The following is a 21,267-nucleotide window of genomic DNA, read 5'->3' on the forward strand; positions in this document are numbered from 1 at the left end:
CGGTCCGGTTGACGTTAGGACCCGTCTCGATCCGTTAACAAGATGTTGACGTGTGAGCAATAAGCGCAAAACTCCAGGTCAACGACTTGCTGCCGGAACTGCTTCCGGCGCGAGGGCGGTCACGGACACCGGGAAGCCGTTGAGCACGGACGTCCCGGAGAGCGGATCGAGGAGCGTGCCGTCCAGGAGCTGGTTCACATTGGCCCCCGGGTTCTCTGCGGCGACGGCCAGGCGGGTGCCGGGGCGGTCGTGACCCCAGCCGTGCGGCAGGCTGACCACTCCGGGGCGCACGGCGTCGGTCACCTCCACGGGCACGGTGAGCGAGCCGCCGGCGGCCTCCACGCGCGCGTGGCCGCCGTTCTCCAGGCCGACGCGGGCCGCGTCGTCGGGGTGGACGTGCAGGGTGCAGCGGTTGGAGCCGCCGGTGAGGCTGCGCACGTTGTGCATCCAGCTGTTGTTGGAGCGCAGGTGGCGGCGGCCCACCAGGACGAGCTCGTCCGGGGCGGCGCGCAACGCGTTCATCAGGCGCGGCAGGTCGTCCGCGATCGGGGCGGGGAAGAGCTCGACCCGGCCGCTGCGCGTCCTGAGGACCTGCGGGAGGCGGGGCTCCAGGGGTCCGAGGTCGATGCCGTGCGGGTGGGCGAGGAGCCGTTCCAGGGTCAGCCCGTCGGCGCGGGCGCCGAATCCGTCGCCGTAGGGGCCCAGGCGCAGCATCAGGTCGAGCCGGCGCTCGGGGCCGCTCTCGCCGGTGAGCAGAGCGGTCAGTTCCCCGGGGTCACGGCCGTGCACGGCGGAGTGCGGCTCGGTGACGGCCTTGCCGATGACCTTGTCGACGACCATCGTGTCGACGGCCGCCGGATCGGCGCCGTGCGTCCCCCCTGCGGCGAGCACGAGCCGGGCCAGGATCTCGGTCTCCGCCATCCTGCCGTCCGCCAGGGGCAGTGCGGCGCGGGTGTAGCGGACCTGGTTGCGTACGGCGAATCCGTTGAAGGCGAAGTCGAAGTGCGGGCTCTGGGAGGGCGGGGGCGGCGGCAGCACCACGTGGGCGTGGCAGGAGGTCTCGTTGAGGTACGGGTCGACGCTGACCATGAAGTCCAGTGAGGCCAGGGCCTTGTCGAGCCGGTCGCCGTCGGGCGCCGAGAGGACGGGGTTGGCCGCGACGGCGACGACCGCGCGGATCGCGTCGTCGCCGGGGGTGTCGATCTCCTCGGCGAGCGCGGCGATCGGCAGTTCGCCCTTGGCCTCGGGGTGTCCGCTCACGCGGCTGTGCCAGCGGCCGAGGGCGAACCCCTTGCCGGGGCCCGCCGGGCGGGGTGCGCGGTCGGTGGCCGAGAGCGGGAAGAGGGCGCCGCCGGGGCGGTCGAGGTTGCCGGTCAGCACGTTCAGGACGTCGACCAGCCAGTTGGTGAGCGTGCCGTAGGCGACGGTGCTCGCGCCGACGCGGGCGTAGACGGCGGCGGTGGGCGCGACGGCCAGGTCGCGGGCTAGGGCGCGGATCGTGTCGGCGGGCACGTCGCAGGCCGCGGAGACGGCGTCGGGGGTGAGGTGGCCCACGGCCTCCCGTACCTCTTCGACCCCCTCCACCTGGTCTTCGAGCACCCCGAGATCGGTGAGTTTCTCCTCGAAGAGGACCTGGACCATGGCGGCGAGCAGCAGGGCGTCCGTGCCGGGCCGGATCGCGAGGTGCCGGTCGGCGAGCTTGGCGGTGCGGGTGCGGCGCGGGTCGACGACGGTGAGCGTGCCGCCTCGCGCGCGCAGGGCCTTCAGTTTGCCCGGGAAGTCGGGGGCGGTGCACAGGCTCCCGTTTGAGTCCAGGGGGTTGGCGCCGAGCAGGAGCAGATGGTCGGTGCGGTCCAGGTCGGGCACGGGGATGGCGAACGCGTCGCCGAAGAGGAGTCCGCTGGACACGTGCTTGGGCATCTGGTCGACGGTGCTCGCGGTGAAGATGTTGCGGGTGCCGAGCGAGCCGATCAGCACGGGCGGGTAGAGGCCGCCGGCCATGGTGTGCACGTTCGGGTTGCCGAGCACCACGCCGACCGCCTGCGGCCCGTACCGCTCGATCAGGGGGCGAAGCCCGGCGGCGACGGCGTCGAACGCCTCGGCCCAGCTTGCCTCGTGGAGTACACCGTCCTTGCGGACGAGGGGGCCCTTCAGGCGGTCGGGATCCGAGTCGGCTTCTCCGAAGGAAGCGCCTTTGGGGCAGATGAAGCCGTGGCTGAACACATCGTCCCGGTCCCCGCGCGCTCCGGTCACGCGCGCGGCGTCGGTGCCGTCAGGGGGTCCTTCGATGGTGAGCGTGAGCCCGCAGGTGGCTTCGCAGAGGGGGCAGATACGCAGGGCGGTGCTGGGCATGGAGACCCTCCAGGGCGGCGGCTACGGCGCACGTGCGCTTTCACCATACCGACCGGTATGCATGGCGTCAGGCCCCGCGCGGGGTTCAGTCCAGTGAACCCGCGAAGTAGGAGTGCAGCAGGGTCCGCGTCTCGTCGATCAGGCCGGGATCGCCCGACGGGTGCGCACGGAAGGCGAGTTGCAGGACGGCGTCCACCGCCTCGACGCCGACGAGCACCGTGCGGCGCAGCTTCTTGTCCAGCGGCCGGTCGAGGTGATCGGCGAGCAGCCCCGCCACCCGCTCGGCGACGTCCGAGTTGGCGTCGGGCATCGCGCCGGGGGCCGAGGGGATGCCGAAGTCGACCAGGCCGAAGCCGGGGACGCTGCGCATCATGGCGAGGTACTCGTCGAAGGCCGCGTCGACGGCGCCGCGCCAGTCACCGCGCTCCACCCCGGCCATGCGCGCCGCCACGCGCTCCCCGTAGGCGTCGAGGTTGCGGTGGGCCAGGGCGTCGGCCATGGCGCGCTTGTTGCCGAAGAAGCGGTAGACGGAGCCGATCGGGACGCCCGCCCGGGTGGCGACCGCGCGGGTGCTCAGGTCCTCGTAACCGACCTCGTCCAGAAGCTCGGCGCAGGCGTCGAGGATGCGGGTCAGACGCTCGGCGCTGCGCTCCTGCACGGGCACGCGGCGCAGGCTTTTCGGGGGCGGCGGGGGCTTTTGCCGATCACGGTGGGGCATCCCCGGGAGAGTAGAGCAATGTTCACATCCATGGATCCCCTTGCGGAAGGAAAACGTGAATCCTACGGTGTCCCATAGGAATCGTGGACGAGGGAGCGATGATGAGCCGGGAACACACCAGCGACGCCAGCCGTGGGGACGGGAACGACCCGCGCAAGACGGCCGAGGCACTGACGTATCTTTCCGGCTTCGGCAACGAACACAGCTCCGAAGCGGTGCCCGGCGCCCTGCCGCACGGCCAGAACTCGCCCCAGCGCGCCCCCCTCGGCCTGTACGCGGAGCAGCTGAGCGGCACCGCCTTCACCGAGCCCCGCGCGCACAACCGCCGCTCCTGGCTCTACCGCATCCGCCCCTCGGCCGCACACCCCGCCTTCACCCGTGTCGACAACGGCGCGCTGCGGACGGCGCCCTTCACCGAGACGCCCGACCCCAACCGCCTGCGCTGGAACCCTCTCCCCGAGCCCGCCCCCGGCACGGACTTCCTCGCGGGCCTGTGGACACTGGGCGGCAACGGAGACGCCGCCCAGCGCACCGGCATGGCCGTGCACCTCTACCACGCCAACTCCTCCATGCGGGACCGGGTGTTCAGCGACTCGGACGGCGAACTCCTCGTCGTACCCGAGCAGGGCGGCCTGCTGCTTCGCACCGAGTTCGGCCTGCTGCGTGCCGAGCCGGGCGAGGTGGCGCTCATCCCGCGCGGGGTGCGCTTTCGCGTGGAGCTCCTCGACCGGACCGCCCGCGGTTACGTCTGCGAGAACTACGGGGCGGCCTTCCAGCTCCCCGACCTGGGCCCGATCGGCGCGAACGGCCTGGCGAACGCACGGGACTTCAGGGCTCCCGTCGCGGCGTACGAGGACGAGGACCGGCCGGTGGAGGTCGTGAACAAGTTCTGCGGCAACCTCTGGCAGGCGACCTACGACCACTCGCCGCTCGACGTCGTCGCCTGGCACGGCAACCACGTCCCGTACGTGTACGACCTGCGTCGCTTCAACGTCATCGGCACCATCAGCTACGACCACCCGGACCCGTCGATCTTCACGGTGCTCACCTCGCCGTCCGACACCCCGGGCCTCGCGGGCGTCGACTTCGTGGTCTTCGCGCCGCGCTGGCTGGTCGGCGAGAACACCTTCCGGCCGCCGTACTTCCACCGGAACGTGATGAGCGAGTACATGGGCCTGATCGAGGGCGCGTACGACGCGAAAGCGGAAGGCTTCGTGCCCGGCGGCGGCTCGCTGCACAACATGATGTCGGCGCACGGCCCCGACCGCGACACCTTCGAGAAGGCCTCGGCCGCCGAGCTGAAGCCGCAGAAGATCGACGACGGTCTTGCCTTCATGTTCGAGACGCGCTGGCCGGTGACGGCGACCGAACAGGCAGCTCAGGCCGCCCATCTGCAGCGCGGATACGACGATGTGTGGGAGGGTCTGGAGCGCCATTTTCGAAACTGATCGGCAACTGATTCGGAGAGACCGTGACCGCTTTCGCCCCGGACTCGATCGTCCTGAATCGCAAACTGCCGCTCTGGTATCAGGTGTCACAGTCCCTGCGCGCCTCGATACTCGGCCGTACTCCCGATGCCCCGCTCCGGCTGCCCACCGAGGAGCAGCTGGCGGGGCATTACGGCGTGAGCGTCCTGACCATGCGCCAGGCGCTCAAGGAGCTGGAGGACGAGGGCCTGATCACCCGGCACCGGCGGCGCGGCACGTTCATCGAGCCCAGCGCCCAGCGCGGCTCACCGGTCCGGCTGCTCGGCTCGGTCGACGCGATCGTGGCCCAGCAGTCGGGCATGAGCACGCACCTGCTCGAGCACGGCACGGCCCCGGTCTCCGGCGAACTCGCCGAGCACTTCCCCGACCTGACCGAGGTGGCGACGTACCACCGGCTGCGCAGCGACGAGAAGACGGGTGAACCGACCAATCACGCCCATAACTACATACGTCCCGAACTCGCGGACCGCGTCGACCTCGACGACCTGACGCGCTGGCCCATGACCAAGGTGCTTCGCGATGTCGTGGGCGTCCGCATCAGCCGCATCACCGACACCGTCGAGGCCACGCTCGCCGACCCGGAGACGGCCCGCCTCCTCGAAGTGCCGCTGCTGAGCCCGATCCTGCACTACACCGGCATCACGTACGACGAGGACGGCCGCGCCCTGGACGTGGCGCGCATCCACTACCGCGGGGACCGCTTCTCCTTCACGGTCACCCTCGACGCGACGTAAGGGTCTCGACGTACGATGCCGGGCGTGACGCACGACGAAGCGCCGCTGCTCGCGGACCTCATGCCGTGGTCCGTCGCACCGCTCCGGCCGGGCCGCGGGTGGCCGATGGGACCGGACGCCGCATCCCTCAGAGCCCGTTGGGCCGCGTTCGTGCGGGCGGACACGGCACAGCGCGAGAAGCTCCTGTCCCCCTCGCGCTCGCGCACCCTGCACACCGCGGTCGCCCAACTCCCCGGCCACCCGGGTGGCACGGTCCCCCTGGCCGCCGAGTCCGGCCCCTGCCCCGAGCCGGTGCGGGTCCTGCACGGCCCCTTCGACGAGCAGTGGCTGATCCCGGACCACCGGCTCATCGACGCCGCGCGCCCGGAGCTGTGGCGGGTGGCGGGCGAAGGTCAGCTGTACCTCGTCGAGCAGGGGCACGTCACCGGTTCCGCGGGCCCCGCGGTCCTTGCCTCCGCCGTGCTGCCGGACGGGCGCTCCCCCGCCGGGCGGCCGGGACGCATCCGCCCGCTGTTCCGCCGCCCCGGCGGCGACGAACCCAATGCGGCGCCCGGCCTCCTTGCCCACCTCTCCACGTCACTCGGCACGGACGTCGGCGCCGGTGACCTCCTCGCCTGGACGCTGGCCGTCGCGCGGGCATCACCCGCCGGGTGCCGGGTGCCGCTGACGTCCGACGCGGAGCTATGGACGCGGGGCACGGAACTGGGGCGCCGCATGCTCGCGCTCCAGGCCCGCGGTGACGGCGCGCGACCGAAGCTTCCGGGTGGCCGTCGGCCCTACGTCCGGGCGCCCCTGCCCGCGCGCCCCGCCGAGGTCTCGTACGACGCCGAGGAGGAGGCCCTGTGCGTGGACGCGGGCCGCATCTCGCCGGTGCCCCGGGAGGCGTGGGACTTCGAGGTGAGCGGGGTACGCGTCCTCGAGCTGTGGTTCGCACGGCGCACGGAGTCGGGAGAGGCGGGCTCCCTGGCGGCGATCCGCCCCAAGGAGTGGCCGCAGACCTGGACGTCCGAGCTCCTGGAGCTGATCACGGCACTCGCACTGCTCGCGGAACTCCGGCCGATCCAGAAGGAGTTGGGGCGCTCGCTCGAGTCGGCCGGTCCCGGCGTCTCCGCCGGCATGCTGCACCAGGCGGGCGTGCTCCCCGTCCCTGACGCGGCCCGCCGCCCGGCATCGGTCCTCGATCATCACGAGGAAGGTCCGGGCGGCCAGTTCGCCCTCATCTGAACCTGGCCGGTTCACGTGACCCGTTCCTTGCGGGAGCCACCGCCGGAGGCGAGCAACGCCACCAGGCCGGCCACCTGCAGCAGGGCCAGGGTGGCGACCCCGGCCCGGAAGCCGTCCGCCCCTCCGCCGCCCAGGCCGTACGCGAGGGCCGCCACCGCCGGTCCGACGGTGAAGCCGAGGGTGCGGAACGTGTTGCCGACCCCGCCGCTCGTGCCCACCAGGTCAGGGGGTGCCGCGGCCAGGATCGAGGCGTTCACCGGGGTGCCGAACAGCGCCTGGCCCACGCCGATCACGGCCAGCCGCCAGCCGATGTCGAACAGCCCGGAGCCGGGCCCGAGCGTCAGCATGCTCAGCAGGCCGCCGATGACCAGGAGCAGTCCCGCGGCCCCGAGGATTCTGCCGGGCAGCCGGTCGGCGAGCTGACCGCTGAGCGGCGAGACCACGGCCACGGCGCCGATGAAGAACACCATCGCGAGGCCGGTCATGGCGGCGCTCCCGTGCAGGACGTCGGCGACGTAGAACGGCAGCAGGAAGTAGGAGACCCCCACGAACGTGCCGGTCAGCAGGAGCGAGAGGACCGGAAGGCCGACGGCCCTGCGCCGCAGGAGACCGATCACCGGGCGCGCCGAGCGCAGCCGCGTCCACCACAGTGCGAGCGCGGCCGCGGCCACCGCGAACAGCGCGGCGACGACCGGCTGTGCGGCCTCCACCCGGTCGAAGGCCACCAGGAGCGCGGTCACCGAGCCGCCAAGGACCAGGCCGTCTCCCACCAGGGACCGGTCGGGCCGGGAAAGACCGCCGCCGGTGGACGGGATGTGCCGCGCCCCCAGCCAGATCACGAGGAGCAGGACCGGCACCTTCATCAGCATCACGGGCCGCCAGCCGTACGCGTCGGCGACGATCCCGCCGAGGGACGAGCCGCCCATCGAGCCGATCGGCATGATCGTGGCGATGTAACCCATCGCGCGGCCCCGCTGCTCCGGTCGTACGACGGCCGCGACCACCGGCAGGTATACCGCGACGGCGAGCGCTCCCGCGACGCCTTGCAGGACGCGGGCGGCAAGCAGCACGGGGAGGTTCGGCGCGGCTGCCGCGAGGACGCTGGTCAGCCCGATGGCCGGGACGGAGAAGAGGAACACCGCGCGCAGGTCGACGCGGTCGGTCCACCGCCCCGCGGGGATCGCGAGGGCGGCCGTCGGCAGGGCGTAGGCGAGGAGCACCCACTGGGTCGCGGAGGTCCCGACACCGAGGTCGGCGCCGATCGCCGGCAGCGTCACGGAGGAGAGGCTCAGCTCCAGGGTGACCATCAGCATGGCGAGCGCCATGACGGCGACCGGCGTCCAGCGGGTCTTGGCGGGGTCGGTCTCGGAAGGGAGCGTGGTGTCACGGGTCGCGTGCGTCATGGGGTCGACGCTAGGAACCGGGGCCCGTGCGGCGCCTCTGTCGTACGACTGGGGCGACCGGCAGGGCCCACCCCAGTCATCACCCGGTCACGGCCCAGTCATGGTCCCGGTCACCTGACAGAGGCCCCGGGCCTCGGCCGCTCCGTAGCTTTCCGGTGGGGGCAGCGCATCCCGCCGCCTCATCTCCGTACGACGAAAGCGAGTCGACCATGCGAGCGATCCGACTGCACGCCTTCGGCGGGCCCGAGAACCTGCGGTACGAGGAGGTCACCGACCCGGAGCCAGGACCCGGCCAGGTCCGGATCGCGGTCAAGGCCGCGGGAGTCCACCTCCTGGACACCGCGCTCCAGAAGGGGGCGGCCGACGAACTCCCCTTCCCCATGCCGGAGTTGCCGATGACGCCCGGCCGGGAGGTGGCAGGCGTGGTCGACGCCCTCGGTGAAGGAGTGGACGATGAGTGGCTCGGCAGGCGGGTGGTGACGCATCTGGGCCTGGTCAACGCGGGCTACGCGGAGCTGGCCGTGCGGGAGACGGACGCACTGTTCACCCTGCCCGACGCTCTCTCCTACGAGGCCGCCATCGCCATGGTCGGCACCGGCCGCATGGCCCTTGGCATCCTGCACGTCGCCGCGCTCGAACCGGACGACGTGGCCCTGGTGACGGCCGCCGCGGGCGGCATCGGCACACTCCTCGTGCAGGCCGCGAGGAACGCGGGCGTGACCGTGGTGGGCGCGGCGGGAGGGCCTGACAAGACCGCGCGGATCCGTGAGCTCGGCGCGGACGTGGCCGTCGACTACAACGAGCCCGACTGGGCGGAGAAGGTGCGGGCGGCGCTCGGGGGCCGTGAGGTGAGCGTCGCCTTCGACAGCGTGGGCGGTGACGCGGGACGTGCCGCGCTCGAACTCCTCGGCTTCGGCGGCCGGTTCGTGATGTACGGCTGGTCGTCGGGCACGTCCACGGAACTGGGCACGAAGGACCTGCAGAGCAGACTCCTGACGGCGACGTACGCACTGGGCCCGCGGATCGCGCGGGTTCCCGGCGGCCTGCGGGGCCTCCAGGAGCGGGCGCTGGACGAAGCGGCACGCGGCACGCTCGTACCGGCGGTGACGACGTTCGCGCTGCGGGACGCGGGGGCGGCGCACGCGGCGCTGCTGGGGCGGGAGACGGTGGGGAAGGTGGTGCTCACACCGTGAGCACAAGGCAACTCATTACTCGACACCTGGAACTTGCAACTTTGAACTTCGAACTTGGAACCTGGAGAGGACCTCTCATGAACGCTGACACGGCAAAGACGATGCGAGCCGTGGCGTTCGCGGCGCACGGCCCGGCGGAGGTGCTGCGTCCGATCGATCTGTCCGTCCCCGAGCCCGGTCCGGGCGAGGTCCGTGTGCGGGTACGGGCGGCCGGCGTGCTGCCGTTCGACATCGGGCTGCGGAAGGGGGAGATCCGGCCGCCGGGGGCGGTGTTCCCCGTGGTGCCGGGCAATGAGTTCGCGGGGACGGTGGACACGGTCGGCTCCGGGGTCACGGGCCTCGGCCCCGGCGATCCGGTGCTCGGCTTCTCCTTGCTCGGCTCGTACGCGGAGTACGTCGTCGTCCCGGCGGAGAATCTGGTCGCCAAGCCGGACGCGATGGAGTGGGCGGTAGCGGGCGGCTTCTCGGGCAACGCTCAGGGCGCGCACATGGCGTTGAGCGCGATGCGGGTGGGCGCGGGCGACACGGTCCTGATCAACGCGGCGGCGGGCGGACTCGGCACGCTGGCCGTGCAGTTGGCGCGGGCGTGGGGCGCGACGACGGTGATCGGCACGGCGAGCGAGGCCAATCACGACCATCTGCGGTCGCTGGGCGCGATCCCCGTGACGTACGGGGAGGGCCTGGAGGAGCGGGTGCGTGCGATCGCCCCGGAGGGCGTGGACGCGGCGCTGGACGGTGCGGGCGCGGAGGCGCTGCGTGCGTCGGCCGCGGTGGCCAAGCACCCCGACCGGGTCATCACGATGGTCGCCACGGAGGAGGCCCGCCGCCTGGGCCTGCCCGAACTGACCGGCACGAGAACGGCGTCCCGCCTGGCGGAGATGACGGCCCTGTACGCGAAGGGCGCGCTGCGGGTCCACATCCGCGCGCAGTACACCCTGGACCAAGCGGCGGACGCACAGCGGGAGGTGGAACGGGGGCATGGCCGGGGCAAGGTGATCCTGACGGAAGACCTCTGACTGGCCCGACGAGGCCAGGCAGGCGCCCCGTTAAGGTCAAGCCATGCTCTACGGACGCGGCGATGAAATCGCAAAGCTGGACGCCCTGTTGGCCCAGGCCCGGCAGGGCCACAGCGCTGCCCTCGTAGTGCGAGGAGAGGCCGGCATCGGCAAGTCCGCACTCCTCTCGCACGCCGCAGCCACCGCCAGGAGCCACGACACCCGCCTGCTGCAAGCAACCGGCATCGAGGCCGAGAGCGAACTCCCCTTCGCCGGCCTGCACCTGCTCCTGCACCGCGTGACCGACCGGATCGACGCCCTGCCGGAACCGCAGGCCAAGGCGCTCCGCGCGGCGCTCGGCCTCGCCCCGAGCGCGCAGGCCGACCGCTTCCTCATCGGCCTGGCCGTCCTGACGCTCCTCGCGGACCTCGCCGACGAGGCAGGCTCCCTGCTCTGCCTGGTCGACGACGCCCAGTGGCTCGACCAGGCCTCCGCGGACGCCCTCCTCTTCGCCGCCCGGCGCCTCGCCGCCGACGGTGTGGTGATGCTGTTCGCCGCGCGCGACGCCCACGCACCGCCCTTCCCCGCCCAGGGCCTGCCCGAGCTGCGGCTCACCGGGCTCGACGACGAGACCGCGGGGGATCTCCTCGCCGAACACGCGGGCGATCTCCCCCGTTACGTACGCGAGCAGATCCGCGCCGAGTCCGGCGGCAACCCGCTCGCCCTGCGCGAGCTGCCCGCGGCCCAGCGCGAGGGCCACATATCCGTCTACGGCCAGCACTTGAGCTCCCTGCCGAGCCACTCCCGCCTCCTGCGGACCTTCGCGGACCGGATGTCGTCGCTGCCCCGGGCCACCCGCACCCTGCTCGTGATCGCGGCGGCGGAAGGGACCGGCGACCTGACCGTGACGGCGGCCGCGGCGAGCAAACTGGGCGCCGGCGTCACCGATCTGGAGCCCGCCGAGCGCAAGGAACTGCTCAGCCTGGACGGCGGGCGCCTCACTTTCCGGCACCCCATGATCCGCGCCGCCGCCTATCAGAGCGCCCCGGCCGGCGACCGGATCGCCGCGCACCGCGCACTGGCCGACGCCCTGCCCTGCGTGGGCAACGTGGACCGCCGCGCCTGGCATCTGGCGGCCGCCACCACGGAGCCCGACGAGTACGTCGCCGGTGTCCTGGAGCAGACCGCCGAACACGCGCGATCCCGCGGCGGCTACGCGGCCGTCGCCGCCGCCTGCGAACGCGCCGCCCAGCTGAGTCCGGACGGCGTGCACCGCGCCCGGCGCCTCGCGCTCGCCGCGTCGGCCGCCGCGGACGCGGGCCACAACGAACGCGCCGCCGAACTGGCCCTGCGCGCCGCCCCGCACCTGACCGACCCGGCCGTCCTCGCGCAGCTCGCGCAGGTGCGCGCCTCCGTGGCCCGCGAGCAGGGCCGCCTGGAGGCCTCGTACTCCGTGCTCCTGGACACGGCCGCCGACATCGCCCCGCACGCCCCTGAGACGGCGGCGTTCATGGCGTACGAGGCGATGACCGCCGCCTGGCTCTCCGGGCACCGGCAGTCGATCGACGAGATGAGCCACCGGATCGCCGGACTCGACCTCACGACTCCCCCGCACGCCCTGCCCTATCTGCCGGCCGCCGAGGGTCTCGCCCGGCTCGCGGCGGGCGATCCGGGCAGCGGACTCCCGCCGCTGCGCGCGCTCTTCGAGAGTCTGCGGGCCGAGCGGCACGACCGCGGGCACACCTTGCGCGAACGTGTGTCGATCGCCTCCTGGTTCTCGCCGCTCGGCGCGCTGGAGACCGGCAACGACCTCGCCGCCGAGCTGGACCGCGAGTGCCGTGAACAAGGTGCCCTGGGCCCGCTGCCGCTCGTGCTTCTCCTGCGCACCCGGGCACGGATCTTCCTGGGCCGTCACAGCTGTGCCCTGATGGGCGCGACGGAGGGTCTGCGGATCGCCCAGGACACCGGGCAGCCGCATTACGTAGGGCAGTTGACGGGCGTCCTCGCCTATCTCGCCGCGCTCGACGGCGACGAGGAGCGCTGCCGCGAGCTCGCGGCCAAGGGTGATCTGCGGCAGGTGCTGCCGGGGCAGGTGTGGGGCGGGACCGCGATCGCCATGCTGGAGCTCGGCCTCGGCCGCCACGAGGCCGCGCTGCGGGCGTACGAGGACGTGGCGGCGAGCCCGTCCGGCCACACGATCGTCGTCCTGTACTGCGTGCCGGACCGGGTCGAGGCGGCCGTACGGACCGGGAAGGCCGACTCCGTACGGGCGCCGGCGAGGACGTTCGGCGAGTGGGCCGAGCACACGGGTGCGGCCTGGGCACGGGCGCTGGCCGCTCGCTGCCGTGCGCTGCTCGCCCCGGAGACGGAGGCGGAGGCCGCGTACGAGGAGGCCCTCGCGCTGCACGTCGACGACGGCCGCCCGTTCGAACGGGCCCGCACAGAGCTGCTGTTCGGGGAGTGGCTGCGCCGCGCGGGCCGCAGGAGCGAGGCACGTGCGCCGCTGCGCTCGGCCCTCGACACCTTCGAGCTGCTCGCGTCGCCGCCGTGGGCCGAGCGGGCCCGCGCCGAGCTGCGGGCCACCGGCGAGAGCAGGGCGCGGCACGTCGGTGACGAGGCGCCCCTGGAACGGCTCACCCCGCAGGAGCGGCAGGTCGTGCGCCTCGCGGCGACCGGCATGACCAACCGGGACATCGGCGCCCAGCTGTTCCTGTCGCCGCGCACGGTGGGCTACCACCTCTACAACGCCTATCCGAAGCTGGGCGTGGCATCACGCGGCGAGCTGGCCCGCCTCCGGTTCCGGGACCAGGAGGAGGCCACGGCCTGAGCTGCACCGGTGCCGGCACCGGTGCAGCTCAGGCGAACGAGTCCAGGAGCCGGTTGAGCATCCGGTCGAAGAGCTCGTCGGCGTCCCCGGGCGAAGGCCCCTCCGTCAGCGCCGCCGCAAGCTGGGGATAGGCCCCGCGCGCAACCTGCCCGGCGAGATACGCGAACCGCACCTGCTGCTCCTGCTCCTCCGTCCACGGCAGGGCCCGCGCGCGCTCCGCCATGGCGAACTCGTTGACGACGTACGTCATGACCGAGCCGTTGACCATCCCGATGAGTTCCATCTTCGTGCCGTAGGGCGCGTCGAGACTCTCCAGGCGGGGTCTTCCATTGGAGTCTTTCTTGAGCGTCATCCTCTACGACGGCACCGCCGTCCTCGTCATGACGCAGACCATGCCCATCGTCTTCCTGCTCTTCTTCGGCTACGTCCGCTCGGGCAGGCCGTCGCCGATCTGCTGACCACCGCGGTGGGACTGGTGCCGGTGATACTCGTCGGGCTCGCGATGGGCTGGCGGATCGAGGGCGGACCGCTCCAGGCCCTGGGCACCTTCGGCCTGTTGCTGCTCTTCCGGTTCACGACGACCTGGATCGGCATGCTGGGCGGCGCCACGTTCATGCTGCCGCTGCTCTCGAATGCGTACATCCCCGTGGACGGGCTCCCGGGGTGGCTGCGCACCGTCGCCGAGTGGAACCCGATCAGCGCGGTCGCCACGGCGGTGCGCGACCTGTTCGGGAACGCGCCCGTCCCGGCGGACGCCGCCTGGCCGGTGGCGCATCCCGTGGCCGGAGCGGTCCTCTGGTCGCTGGCGCTGCTCGCCGTGTGCGTGCCGCTCTCCGTCCGCCGGTACACGCGCGGGGGACGGTGAGCGGACTGCCGGGATCTCCTGCGGGGCGCCCTACTTCTGGGGCGCGAGCTCGGGGCCGAGCGAGGAGAACTTCTCCTGGGACACCACGCGCTTCGGCGGCCACGTGATGTTCGGCGGCGGCCACTTCTGGCCCGTCTTCTTCAGGAACCACGCCGGGGGTTCGTACATCGGCGGCTCATAGCCGTCCGGCAGCGCGGTCTTCCACGTGACGTCCTTCGTGCGCTCCTTGAACTCGTCCTTGACCGCCTTCAGGCGTTCGGGCTGCGTGATCAGGTCGACGGCCGTCGCCGCCAGATACTTCGCGGCGGCGATCACGGCGGCCTGGCCGGGGGCGGCCGCCGCGCAGGCGGCGGTGGACCAGGTGTGCATCTTGGTGCCGATGGGGGCGAGGGCGGCGCCCATCGAGACGGTGGGGACGTTCCAGCTGATGTCGGCGACGTCCGTCGAACCGCCGCCCATGAACACCGGGTTGGGCGGGCTGAGTTCGCCGATCTTGTCGTGCATGCCCTTCTGGGGCAGGCCCAACGACTCCTGGAGCTCCTTGGCGAGATCGTGCGCCTCGGAGGTGAAGTCGGGCGGGCCTATCTCGCGCATGTTCGCGTGCAGGAGCTCGGCGAACGCCTTGGCCGGGAGCTGATTCCAGCAGGCCGATGTGACGCGGTGGCGGACGGACGTCTGTGACGCCTTCGCGGCCGCTTCGGAGACCGCGATCACCTTGTCCAGGAGGACCTGGACGCGGGCGGGGCTTCCTTCGCGTACGTAGTACGAGATCTCGGCGATCTCCGGGGTGACGTTAGGGATGTCGCCGCCGTTGTTGATCACCCAGTGCAGGCGGCCGCTCGGCGCGAGGTTCTCCTCGCGCAGGAACTCCGACATCGTCGCCATCATCACGGCGGCGTCCAGGGCGGACTTGTTGCCGAGCGGGGTGCCGCCGTGTCCTGCCACACCGAGGAAGGTGAAGGTGACGGCGGTCATCGCGGTGGTGGTGCCCCAGCCGGTCGCGTTGGCCGTCGAGGGGTGCCAGTCCAGGAACGCGTCGAGCCCGTCGTAGATCCCCTTGCTGACGGCGTACGTCTTGCCGATCAGCGCTTCCTCGGCGGTGGAGCCGAAGAACTTCACGGTGACGGGGAGGCGGTGCTTCTTGGCGGCCTGCGCGACGGCTGCCGCGGCGGCGGCCGCCGCCGTGCCGAGCGCGCTGTGGCCGCAGCCGTGGCCGGGGCCGTAGCTGGGGGCGAAGGGGTCGTGGATGTACTCGCGCGGGTCATGGTGGCCGACGCCCTTGTGCTGCGAGAGGCCCGGCAGCGCGTCGTACTCGCCGCTGAAGCCGAGGACCGGTCCGCCCTTGCCGTGCGTGTACGTCGCGGTGAAGGCCGTCGGGAAGCCCGCGGTGCCGAACTTCACGTCGAAACCGGCCTGTTCGAGGAAGTCGGCCTCGGCGATGGAGGACTTCCACTCCCGCAGGGACAGCTCGGCGTTGTCCCAGATCTCGGCGTTCAGGCCGGTGATCCGGTCGTCGTGCGAGGTGATCCAGTCGAGCGCCGCACGCTTGGCGGGGGTGTCGGCGGCAAGGTCTTCGGGCGCCGCGTAGGCCGCGGGGCTGTCGTCGGCTCCGGCGGCCATCGCCGGGTCCGCGTCGGCGGTCATGACGCCGGCGGTGACACCGGCCGCGCCGAGGAGCTGCATGATGTGGCGGCGGCTCAGGGACGGGCCGCTCGCGGGGAGTGCTTCATGCTCATGCTGATCGTGCAGGTCACACACGCGCACCTCCGGGGGTGAGGTTGGGTGTATCGGCCAATCAACCAGCCACATTGCGGCCGGAAAGTTGCGGCGTCAACAGGTGCGCATGACAAGGGTGTTACTCGGGGTGCGTGAGAGGTGACGTATCCGGAGGGAAGGGGCGGGTGGGTGGAGGCAATCCGCCGCTGAGCGGCGGCCGAACCCCCGACCACCCGTGGTCAGCGACCCCCAAAGAGGGACCGACGCAGCCTGCGCAAGGGGGCGAAGAGGGAGACCCTCCGCACACGTGCACCGTGGCCGCTGCGGTCATGCGCGCCCCGTGAGGTCAGCTCACGCATCAGCAGCGTCGCCTCCGCCGTCTCCCGCTGCGGGACGGCGGGGCCGCCCAGCACTGAGAGATGGCGGTCGAGACGCGAGCTGGTCGCGCTGCTCCCGCAGGTGATCGCAGGGACACGCGCCCTGCTGCGCACCGTTATCTGTTCCATGTCACTCCCCACCCGTACGAGGGCACCCGGCCCAGGGCAGGTTAACCCTATCGCCCCGTCCCGACACTCGTGTATCCCGGTCACAGGATTCACCTACCCCGTAAGGAGGTTGACGATTACTCTCCGAATCCAACTGATTCCAGGGCGAGTTGGACAAGAGGGGCGGAAGTGGGCCTCTCTGAGTCACCGCCGGGTTCGGTGGTCACAGCAAGTGACGCGGTGGATCCGCGCAAGCCCGCGGCGATCACGGGCGTTTCGCCGTCCAGCAGGCCCAGGGACCGGGGCTGCACGGCTGGCCGCCTGGACTCCGACGTGACGACGTTGATGCCGCGGCCCCACGCGTCCACCTTCCGCTCGCGCGGTCGTCCGGAACGGCCAGGACGTGGGCGATCTCACGTGCTGCGGCGCGCTCCTCGTCTAGTCGGCGGTCGGTTCCGCCGGCGACAAGAAGTGTCGGAGTGCGAGAGGGCGCGCTCCGGGTGACGGGCGCCCGCGGCGGCGGCTCCTGCTCCGTCGCGCGTACGGCGGCCAGCACCCGCTCGCGCAGGGCGGGCGACGGAGAGGCCGCGGCCGCGCCCGCCAGGCGTAGTGGCTGCACCGGGCCACGCATCGTCTCCTGCCGTTGGGCTCCGCCTTTGTCGTGGTGGCCCTTGGGTGTGGATTGGTGTTCAAGGGGGCGGCAACCGCGCTCGGTTGAGGTAGTTTTGTCAAGAATCGCACGGCTGCGGATGGGGGACGTTCGTGAGCGGGAACGAGCGTGTGATCGCGGGGCGCTACCGCCTGCTCGCCCCCTTGGGCGAAGGCGGCATGGGCACCGTCTGGCGGGCCCGCGACGACGTCCTGGGCCGTGAGGTCGCGGTCAAGGAGGTGCGCGCGCCCGCCGGGCTTCCGGCCAGTGAGGTCGACCGGTTGTACGCCCGCCTGGAGCGCGAGGCGTGGGCGGCCGCCCGTATCCCGCACCGCAATGTGGTGACGGTCTATGACGTGGCGAGCGAGGACGGGCGCCCGTGGATCGTCATGGAGATCGTGCGGGGGCTCTCGCTGTCCGATGTCCTGGACGCGGAGGGGCCGATGCCGCCGCAGCGGGTCGCCCGTATCGGCGCCGAGGTGCTCGCCGCGCTCCGCGCCGCCCACGACGCCGGGGTGCTGCATCGCGACGTGAAGCCCGGCAACGTACTCATCGCGAACGACGGCCGGGTCGTGCTCACCGATTTCGGCATCGCCATGGTGGAGGGGAGTTCGGCCCTCACCATGACGGGTGAGGTGGTCGGCTCGCCCGAATTCCTCGCCCCGGAGCGTGCGTTGGGTCAACGGCCGGGTCCGGAGTCCGATCTGTGGTCGCTGGGGGTGCTGCTCTACGCGGCCGTCGAGGGCAGTTCGCCCTTCCGGCAGGACACCCCGCTGAGCACGTTGCGCGCGGTCGTCGACGAACAGCTGCCGCCGCCCCGGAACGCGGGTCCGCTGGTCCCGGTCATCGAGGGGCTGCTGCGCAAGGACCCCGCCGCCCGGATCTCCGCCGCCGAGGCCGAGAATCAGCTGCGGCTCGTCGCGGCGGGCGGCACACCGCAGGCGGCGACGCCGTTGCCGTACATGCCGACGGTGACGTCGCAGCAGCAACAGCAGGCGCCCACGCCGTATCCGCCGGTCCCGGGCCGGCAGGAGCCCGTCGTCACGACGACAACCACCGTCCCCCCGACCCGCTCACGCCGCACGGTCCTTGTCCTCACCGCGGGCCTGGTGGCCCTCGCGCTCGCGCTGGGCGGCCTCGTGTACGCCCTGGTCAACCGCGACGACGGTGGCGGGGGCGGCAACAACAGCGGGGCCTCCGAGGGCAGCGGGAGCGACGGCGGGGGGAACGGCAGCGGCGGTTCCGACGGCGGCAAGAACGGCGGCAGCACATCCGGCGGCAGCGACGGCGGAGGGTCGGGCGACGGCGGCGGGAGCGACGGCGGCGGGGGCTCCACGAACGGCGGCGGTGGAGGCGGCAACGACGGCGGTGGCGGTAACGGCGGTTCGACCACGCACCCGGCGCAGTCCGTCAAGGTCACGGTCGCGGGCACGAACACGCAGTACAGCGGCGCCTGTCCGCCGGCCGCCGGGCAGGCGCCCTCGTTCACGGCGACGTTCACCGTGGGGCGGGTCCCGGTCACCGTCGACTATCGCTGGGTGACCAAGTCCGGTGAGCCGAGCGACCCCGGCTGGAAGACGCTCAGCTTCGCCTCCGGCGGGGGAAAGACCAAGCAGGTGCATCACACGGAGACGGTCGCCGGGGAGCCGGGCTCGACCCATCAGAACGAGATCAGTGTGGAGGTGCGCAGTCCGGTGAAGGCCGGCTCGAACGCGGTCGCGTACTCCGTGACGTGCGAGGAGGAGACCCCGACGGGCGGGGCCTCCTCCTATGCGCCGAACGAATAGGGCCGGACGAAGAGCGCCGGACGGAACGGGTCAGGGACGGCGAGGGTCAGGACGCCGCGGCGCTGAACACGGGGAGGTAGCCGCCGGACTGGCCCGCGGCCTTGGGGTGGTAGGACTCGCCGATGTTGGTCCAGTTCACGCTGTGCAGCCACGCGTCGCCGGAGCAGATCTCGTGGCCGGTGAAGGTGGAGGTCACATCGCCGAAGGTGAAGCCGTGGTCGGCGGCGCGCTTGGCCGTCGTGGAGTTGAGGAAGTCGGCGGCGCTGTTGATGGCGCCGCGTTCCTTCTCGGAGAGGCCGGCGAGGCAGCCGCCCCCGAGCTTGTAGAAGCGGGGGTATCCGAGCACGACGACCTGGGCCGCCGGTGCCTTGGCGCTGATCGCGGAGTAGACCCGGTCGAGGTTGCCGGGCAGCGTCGTCTCGACGTAGCTGCGGGCCTGCGCGATGCGCGCGAGGCACTTGCTCTCCGACTGGAGCACGCAGGTGGTCATGACGTCGGCGAAGCCGGCGTCGTTGCCGCCCACGGAGAGGCTGACAAGGCCTGTTCCGGAGTTGAGCGGGCCGAGCTGGTTGGCCACGACATCACCCGTACGAGCACCCGAGCAGGCCGTGAAGTTGAAGCTGGAGGGTGAGTTGGCGGCCGCCCACAGTGCGGGGTACGCGCGTGGGGTGCGCTTGCAGTTGCCGCTTCCGCTGTCGTAGGCGCCGGCTCCGACCCCGGACGAGTAGGAGTCGCCGAGTGCCACGTAGCCGGTGGCCGCGGCCTGCTGGTCGGATCGCTGGTCCGCTTGAGCCGCTGCGGCCCCGGTGAGGGCGAAGGCGGTGGCGAGGAGGAGTGAGGAAGCGTATGCCGTGATTCGGGACAATCTCATGGAACCTCCCTTAGCAGGATTTCTGCCTCGACTGTGGTACCACTCCCCTCCGGGCGTCGATAGTGTTCATGTCAATAAGTTTCCCGGCAATTCCCTTGGCCACGCCGGGAGTTCCGCTCGGGTTCAAGGGTGTATCGACGAACATCTGCACACTCCCTCCGCGTCTTGACGCGCCGCCGCAGACTGCGCGACATTGAAGCCCGGCATCCGGCGCGTCGGGGGGCAAAGTCGCCAATGCAGACCATCAGGATCAAGGCACCAACTTCAGACACCGGGCGTGAGCCCGGGGAGCGGCCGAGACGTCGCGAGGACGCGCCCGCGCTGCTCGCGGGCACGGCGGTGGCGGTGGGCGCGGTCGGCGCGATGCTGGCGCTCACGGACATCGATTCGCCGCTGCGCGCGCCCTTCACCCTGTTCTTCCTCCTGGCCGCTCCCGGCGCCGCAATCGGCGCCGCGCTCAGGGGACTTGATCCATGGGGCCGGATCATCACTTCCGTTTCCGGGGCCGTCGCGGTCAATCTGTTGGTGGCCCAGGCGATGCTGGCGCTCCACATGTGGTCGGTGCGCGGCGGGGTGGTCGCCATCACCGTGATCGGGTCGCTCATTTATCTGCTGGTACTGGTACGGCGCCTGCGACGCCGTACCCCGACGAGGCGGACCTCCTGACGTGGACATCACCGTGCACCGCCCCGGAGAACTCACCGCCGCGGACCGGGTGGCCTGGACAGCGTTGCAGTCCAAGGCCCACCTCAACGGCGCCCCGGAGCTGGCCAACCCTTTTCTCTCGCCCGAGTTCACCCTCGCGGTGGGCCACTGGCGGCGCGGGGTGCGGGTCGCGGTCGTACGCGAGGACGGTGAGCCCGCGGCGTTCTTCCCGTTCCAGAGATCCATCACCGGCGTCGGCCGGGCCATCGGCCTCGGCGTCTCCGACTGCCAGGGCCTCGTGCACCGGCCCGGCTTCACCTGGGACGCGCGGGAGCTGCTGCGGGCCTGCGGGCTCGCGATGTACGAGTTCGACCATCTGGCCGGCGGCCAGGGGCCGTTCGAGGCGGGCGCCTCCGGCTCCTTCGCCTCCCCCGTCATGGACATCGACCAGGGGTACGAGGCCTATCTCGCCCAGCTCAAGGCGAAGTCGCCGAAGTTCACCCGCACGACCCACGCCAAGGAGCGCAGACTCACGCGCGACCACGGCACCGTGCGCTACGTGCACGACGAGCGCGACCCCACGGTCCTTCGCACCCTGATGGAGTGGAAGGCGGCCCAGTACCGCAGAACCGGCCGCAGCAACCGCTTCGCGCAGGCCTGGATCACCCACTTGGTGCACCAGCTCTTCCACACCAGGTCCGACCAGTTCGCCGGCCTGCTCTCCGTGCTGTACGTGGACGACGTGCCGGTCGCCGCGCACTTCGGGCTGCGCTCCGAGCGGATCATCGGGCAGTGGTTCCCGGCCTACGACCCGGCGTTCGCCAAGTACTCCCCGGGCCTGATCATGCATCTGCACATGGCGGAGGCGGCCGCGGCCGACGGCATCGCGTATCTCGACCTCGGCCGGGGCCAGAAGCAGTACAAGGACTCCCTGAAGACACGCGAACTCACCGTGTACGAGGGGTGGGTGGCTCTGCGCCATCCGGCAGCGATCGGTCACCGGGCGCGGCGCGCTCCGGTCAGGGCGCTGCGCAACACCGTCTTGTCGCGGCCGGAATTCTTTGAACCGGCCGACAAGCTGCTGAAACAGGTGGGAAAAATACGATCAAGAAAGAAGGAATAAAGACCGGGAGCAGGAACAGAATGCTCCAGTTGTGCCCGTCAAGACCGGCCACATCATCGAAAGCGTGAGGCCACGTTCCAGGTCTTGCCATACGGTCTCAACCATCAATACCGTCTTACATCCACCCGCATCGGTCCATCACGCAATGCGATCCAGGGGAGGGCTCAAGATCGCGGTGGTTCCGGCGCGGGGC

General features: G+C 71.7%; 16 protein-coding genes and 1 pseudogene. 10 read left to right on the forward strand and 7 right to left on the reverse strand.

The genetic code is table 11. The features are described from left to right. Nucleotides 1-78: 78 nt before the first annotated feature. Nucleotides 79-2,352, reverse strand: coding sequence for a molybdopterin-dependent oxidoreductase (locus ACZ5U5_RS25775; protein ID WP_469025851.1), 2,274 nt, complete (start codon nt 2,350-2,352; stop codon nt 79-81). 85 nt (nt 2,353-2,437) lie between these two features. Continuing rightward, nucleotides 2,438-3,070: a TetR/AcrR family transcriptional regulator gene (locus ACZ5U5_RS25780; RefSeq protein ID WP_469025854.1), complete on the reverse strand. Its 633-nt coding sequence runs from the start codon at nt 3,068-3,070 to the stop codon at nt 2,438-2,440. A 101-nt stretch (nt 3,071-3,171) separates the two neighbouring features. On the opposite strand from ACZ5U5_RS25780, the gene hmgA reads away from it, so the two are divergent. From hmgA to ACZ5U5_RS25795, 3 genes are read left to right on the forward strand one after another with little or no spacing between them, the layout of a single operon-like run. Then, nucleotides 3,172-4,518, forward strand: a complete 1,347-nt coding sequence (gene hmgA / locus ACZ5U5_RS25785) for a homogentisate 1,2-dioxygenase (protein ID WP_469025856.1) — start codon at nt 3,172-3,174, stop codon at nt 4,516-4,518. A gap of 23 nt (nt 4,519-4,541) precedes the next feature. Beyond that, nucleotides 4,542-5,291 carry a GntR family transcriptional regulator gene (locus tag ACZ5U5_RS25790; protein WP_469025859.1) on the forward strand — a complete coding sequence of 250 codons (750 nt, stop codon included), beginning with the start codon at nt 4,542-4,544 and terminating at the stop codon, nt 5,289-5,291. Between the two features lie 15 nt (nt 5,292-5,306). After that, entirely contained in the window at nt 5,307-6,515 is a 1,209-nt protein-coding gene (locus ACZ5U5_RS25795) for a type ISP restriction/modification enzyme (protein ID WP_469025861.1), read from the forward strand. An 11-nt stretch (nt 6,516-6,526) separates the two neighbouring features. On the opposite strand, the gene ACZ5U5_RS25800 is transcribed toward ACZ5U5_RS25795, so the two are convergent. After that, on the reverse strand, nt 6,527-7,918 hold the full coding sequence (locus ACZ5U5_RS25800) for an MFS transporter (protein WP_469025864.1): 1,392 nt from the start codon (nt 7,916-7,918) through the stop codon (nt 6,527-6,529). A 209-nt stretch (nt 7,919-8,127) separates the two neighbouring features. On the opposite strand from ACZ5U5_RS25800, the gene ACZ5U5_RS25805 reads away from it, so the two are divergent. The 3 genes from ACZ5U5_RS25805 (at nt 8,128) to ACZ5U5_RS25815 (ending at nt 12,933) form a co-directional block, all read left to right on the forward strand. Next, nucleotides 8,128-9,111, forward strand: coding sequence for a zinc-binding dehydrogenase (locus tag ACZ5U5_RS25805; RefSeq protein WP_469025866.1), 984 nt, complete (start codon nt 8,128-8,130; stop codon nt 9,109-9,111). 77 nt (nt 9,112-9,188) lie between these two features. Beyond that, entirely contained in the window at nt 9,189-10,127 is a 939-nt protein-coding gene (locus ACZ5U5_RS25810; protein ID WP_469025868.1) for an NADP-dependent oxidoreductase, read from the forward strand. A gap of 43 nt (nt 10,128-10,170) precedes the next feature. Then, a complete protein-coding gene (locus tag ACZ5U5_RS25815) occupies nt 10,171-12,933 on the forward strand; it encodes a helix-turn-helix transcriptional regulator (protein WP_469025870.1) in 2,763 nt (920 codons plus the stop codon). Nucleotides 12,934-12,961: 28 nt separating this feature from the next. Here ACZ5U5_RS25815 and ACZ5U5_RS25820 read toward each other — a convergent pair whose 3' ends face one another. Next, nucleotides 12,962-13,285, reverse strand: coding sequence for a TetR/AcrR family transcriptional regulator C-terminal domain-containing protein (locus ACZ5U5_RS25820; protein ID WP_469025873.1), 324 nt, complete (start codon nt 13,283-13,285; stop codon nt 12,962-12,964). 36 nt (nt 13,286-13,321) lie between these two features. On the opposite strand from ACZ5U5_RS25820, the pseudogene ACZ5U5_RS25825 reads away from it, so the two are divergent. Next, nucleotides 13,322-13,798 (forward strand): annotated as a pseudogene (locus ACZ5U5_RS25825) (ABC transporter permease); the annotation flags it as partial. A 30-nt stretch (nt 13,799-13,828) separates the two neighbouring features. Here the strand turns inward: ACZ5U5_RS25825 and ACZ5U5_RS25830 are convergent. Beyond that, nucleotides 13,829-15,556, reverse strand: coding sequence for an amidohydrolase (locus ACZ5U5_RS25830; RefSeq protein ID WP_469025875.1), 1,728 nt, complete (start codon nt 15,554-15,556; stop codon nt 13,829-13,831). 197 nt (nt 15,557-15,753) lie between these two features. Next, nucleotides 15,754-16,020 carry a hypothetical protein gene (locus ACZ5U5_RS25835; RefSeq protein ID WP_363210773.1) on the reverse strand — a complete coding sequence of 89 codons (267 nt, stop codon included), beginning with the start codon at nt 16,018-16,020 and terminating at the stop codon, nt 15,754-15,756. 807 nt (nt 16,021-16,827) lie between these two features. Here ACZ5U5_RS25835 and ACZ5U5_RS25840 point away from each other — a divergent pair. After that, a complete protein-coding gene (locus ACZ5U5_RS25840; RefSeq protein ID WP_469026133.1) occupies nt 16,828-18,435 on the forward strand; it encodes a serine/threonine-protein kinase in 1,608 nt (535 codons plus the stop codon). Nucleotides 18,436-18,481: 46 nt separating this feature from the next. Here the strand turns inward: ACZ5U5_RS25840 and ACZ5U5_RS25845 are convergent, their stop codons facing one another. After that, nucleotides 18,482-19,306 (reverse strand): SGNH/GDSL hydrolase family protein, encoded by an 825-nt coding sequence (locus ACZ5U5_RS25845; RefSeq protein ID WP_469025878.1) that lies wholly within the window; start codon nt 19,304-19,306, stop codon nt 18,482-18,484. A gap of 234 nt (nt 19,307-19,540) precedes the next feature. Here ACZ5U5_RS25845 and ACZ5U5_RS25850 point away from each other — a divergent pair, with 234 nt between their 5' ends. Continuing rightward, the gene (locus tag ACZ5U5_RS25850; RefSeq protein WP_469025880.1) at nt 19,541-19,972 is read left to right on the forward strand and encodes a hypothetical protein; all 432 of its coding nucleotides are present in this window, start codon (nt 19,541-19,543) and stop codon (nt 19,970-19,972) included. Between the two features lies 1 nt (nt 19,973). Continuing rightward, the gene (locus ACZ5U5_RS25855) at nt 19,974-21,074 is read left to right on the forward strand and encodes a GNAT family N-acetyltransferase (protein ID WP_469025883.1); all 1,101 of its coding nucleotides are present in this window, start codon (nt 19,974-19,976) and stop codon (nt 21,072-21,074) included. Nucleotides 21,075-21,267 lie beyond the last annotated feature (193 nt).

It is taken from the genome of Streptomyces sp. NPDC033177 (assembly GCF_055577715.1).

What these genes read in the sequence shown, in the direction of transcription:
- ACZ5U5_RS25800 (WP_469025864.1), bottom strand. Translation starts at nt 7,918, where the DNA reads ATGACGCACGCGACCCGTGACACCACGCTCCCTTCCGAGACCGACCCC.
- ACZ5U5_RS25775 (WP_469025851.1), bottom strand. Translation starts at nt 2,352, where the DNA reads ATGCCCAGCACCGCCCTGCGTATCTGCCCCCTCTGCGAAGCCACCTGC.
- ACZ5U5_RS25850 (WP_469025880.1), top strand. Translation starts at nt 19,541, where the DNA reads ATGCAGACCATCAGGATCAAGGCACCAACTTCAGACACCGGGCGTGAG.
- ACZ5U5_RS25835 (WP_363210773.1), bottom strand. Translation starts at nt 16,020, where the DNA reads ATGGAACAGATAACGGTGCGCAGCAGGGCGCGTGTCCCTGCGATCACC.
- ACZ5U5_RS25840 (WP_469026133.1), top strand. Translation starts at nt 16,828, where the DNA reads ATGGGCACCGTCTGGCGGGCCCGCGACGACGTCCTGGGCCGTGAGGTC.
- ACZ5U5_RS25845 (WP_469025878.1), bottom strand. Translation starts at nt 19,306, where the DNA reads ATGAGATTGTCCCGAATCACGGCATACGCTTCCTCACTCCTCCTCGCC.
- ACZ5U5_RS25815 (WP_469025870.1), top strand. Translation starts at nt 10,171, where the DNA reads ATGCTCTACGGACGCGGCGATGAAATCGCAAAGCTGGACGCCCTGTTG.
- hmgA (WP_469025856.1), top strand. Translation starts at nt 3,172, where the DNA reads ATGAGCCGGGAACACACCAGCGACGCCAGCCGTGGGGACGGGAACGAC.
- ACZ5U5_RS25795 (WP_469025861.1), top strand. Translation starts at nt 5,307, where the DNA reads ATGCCGGGCGTGACGCACGACGAAGCGCCGCTGCTCGCGGACCTCATG.
- ACZ5U5_RS25820 (WP_469025873.1), bottom strand. Translation starts at nt 13,285, where the DNA reads ATGACGCTCAAGAAAGACTCCAATGGAAGACCCCGCCTGGAGAGTCTC.
- ACZ5U5_RS25810 (WP_469025868.1), top strand. Translation starts at nt 9,189, where the DNA reads ATGAACGCTGACACGGCAAAGACGATGCGAGCCGTGGCGTTCGCGGCG.
- ACZ5U5_RS25805 (WP_469025866.1), top strand. Translation starts at nt 8,128, where the DNA reads ATGCGAGCGATCCGACTGCACGCCTTCGGCGGGCCCGAGAACCTGCGG.
- ACZ5U5_RS25780 (WP_469025854.1), bottom strand. Translation starts at nt 3,070, where the DNA reads ATGCCCCACCGTGATCGGCAAAAGCCCCCGCCGCCCCCGAAAAGCCTG.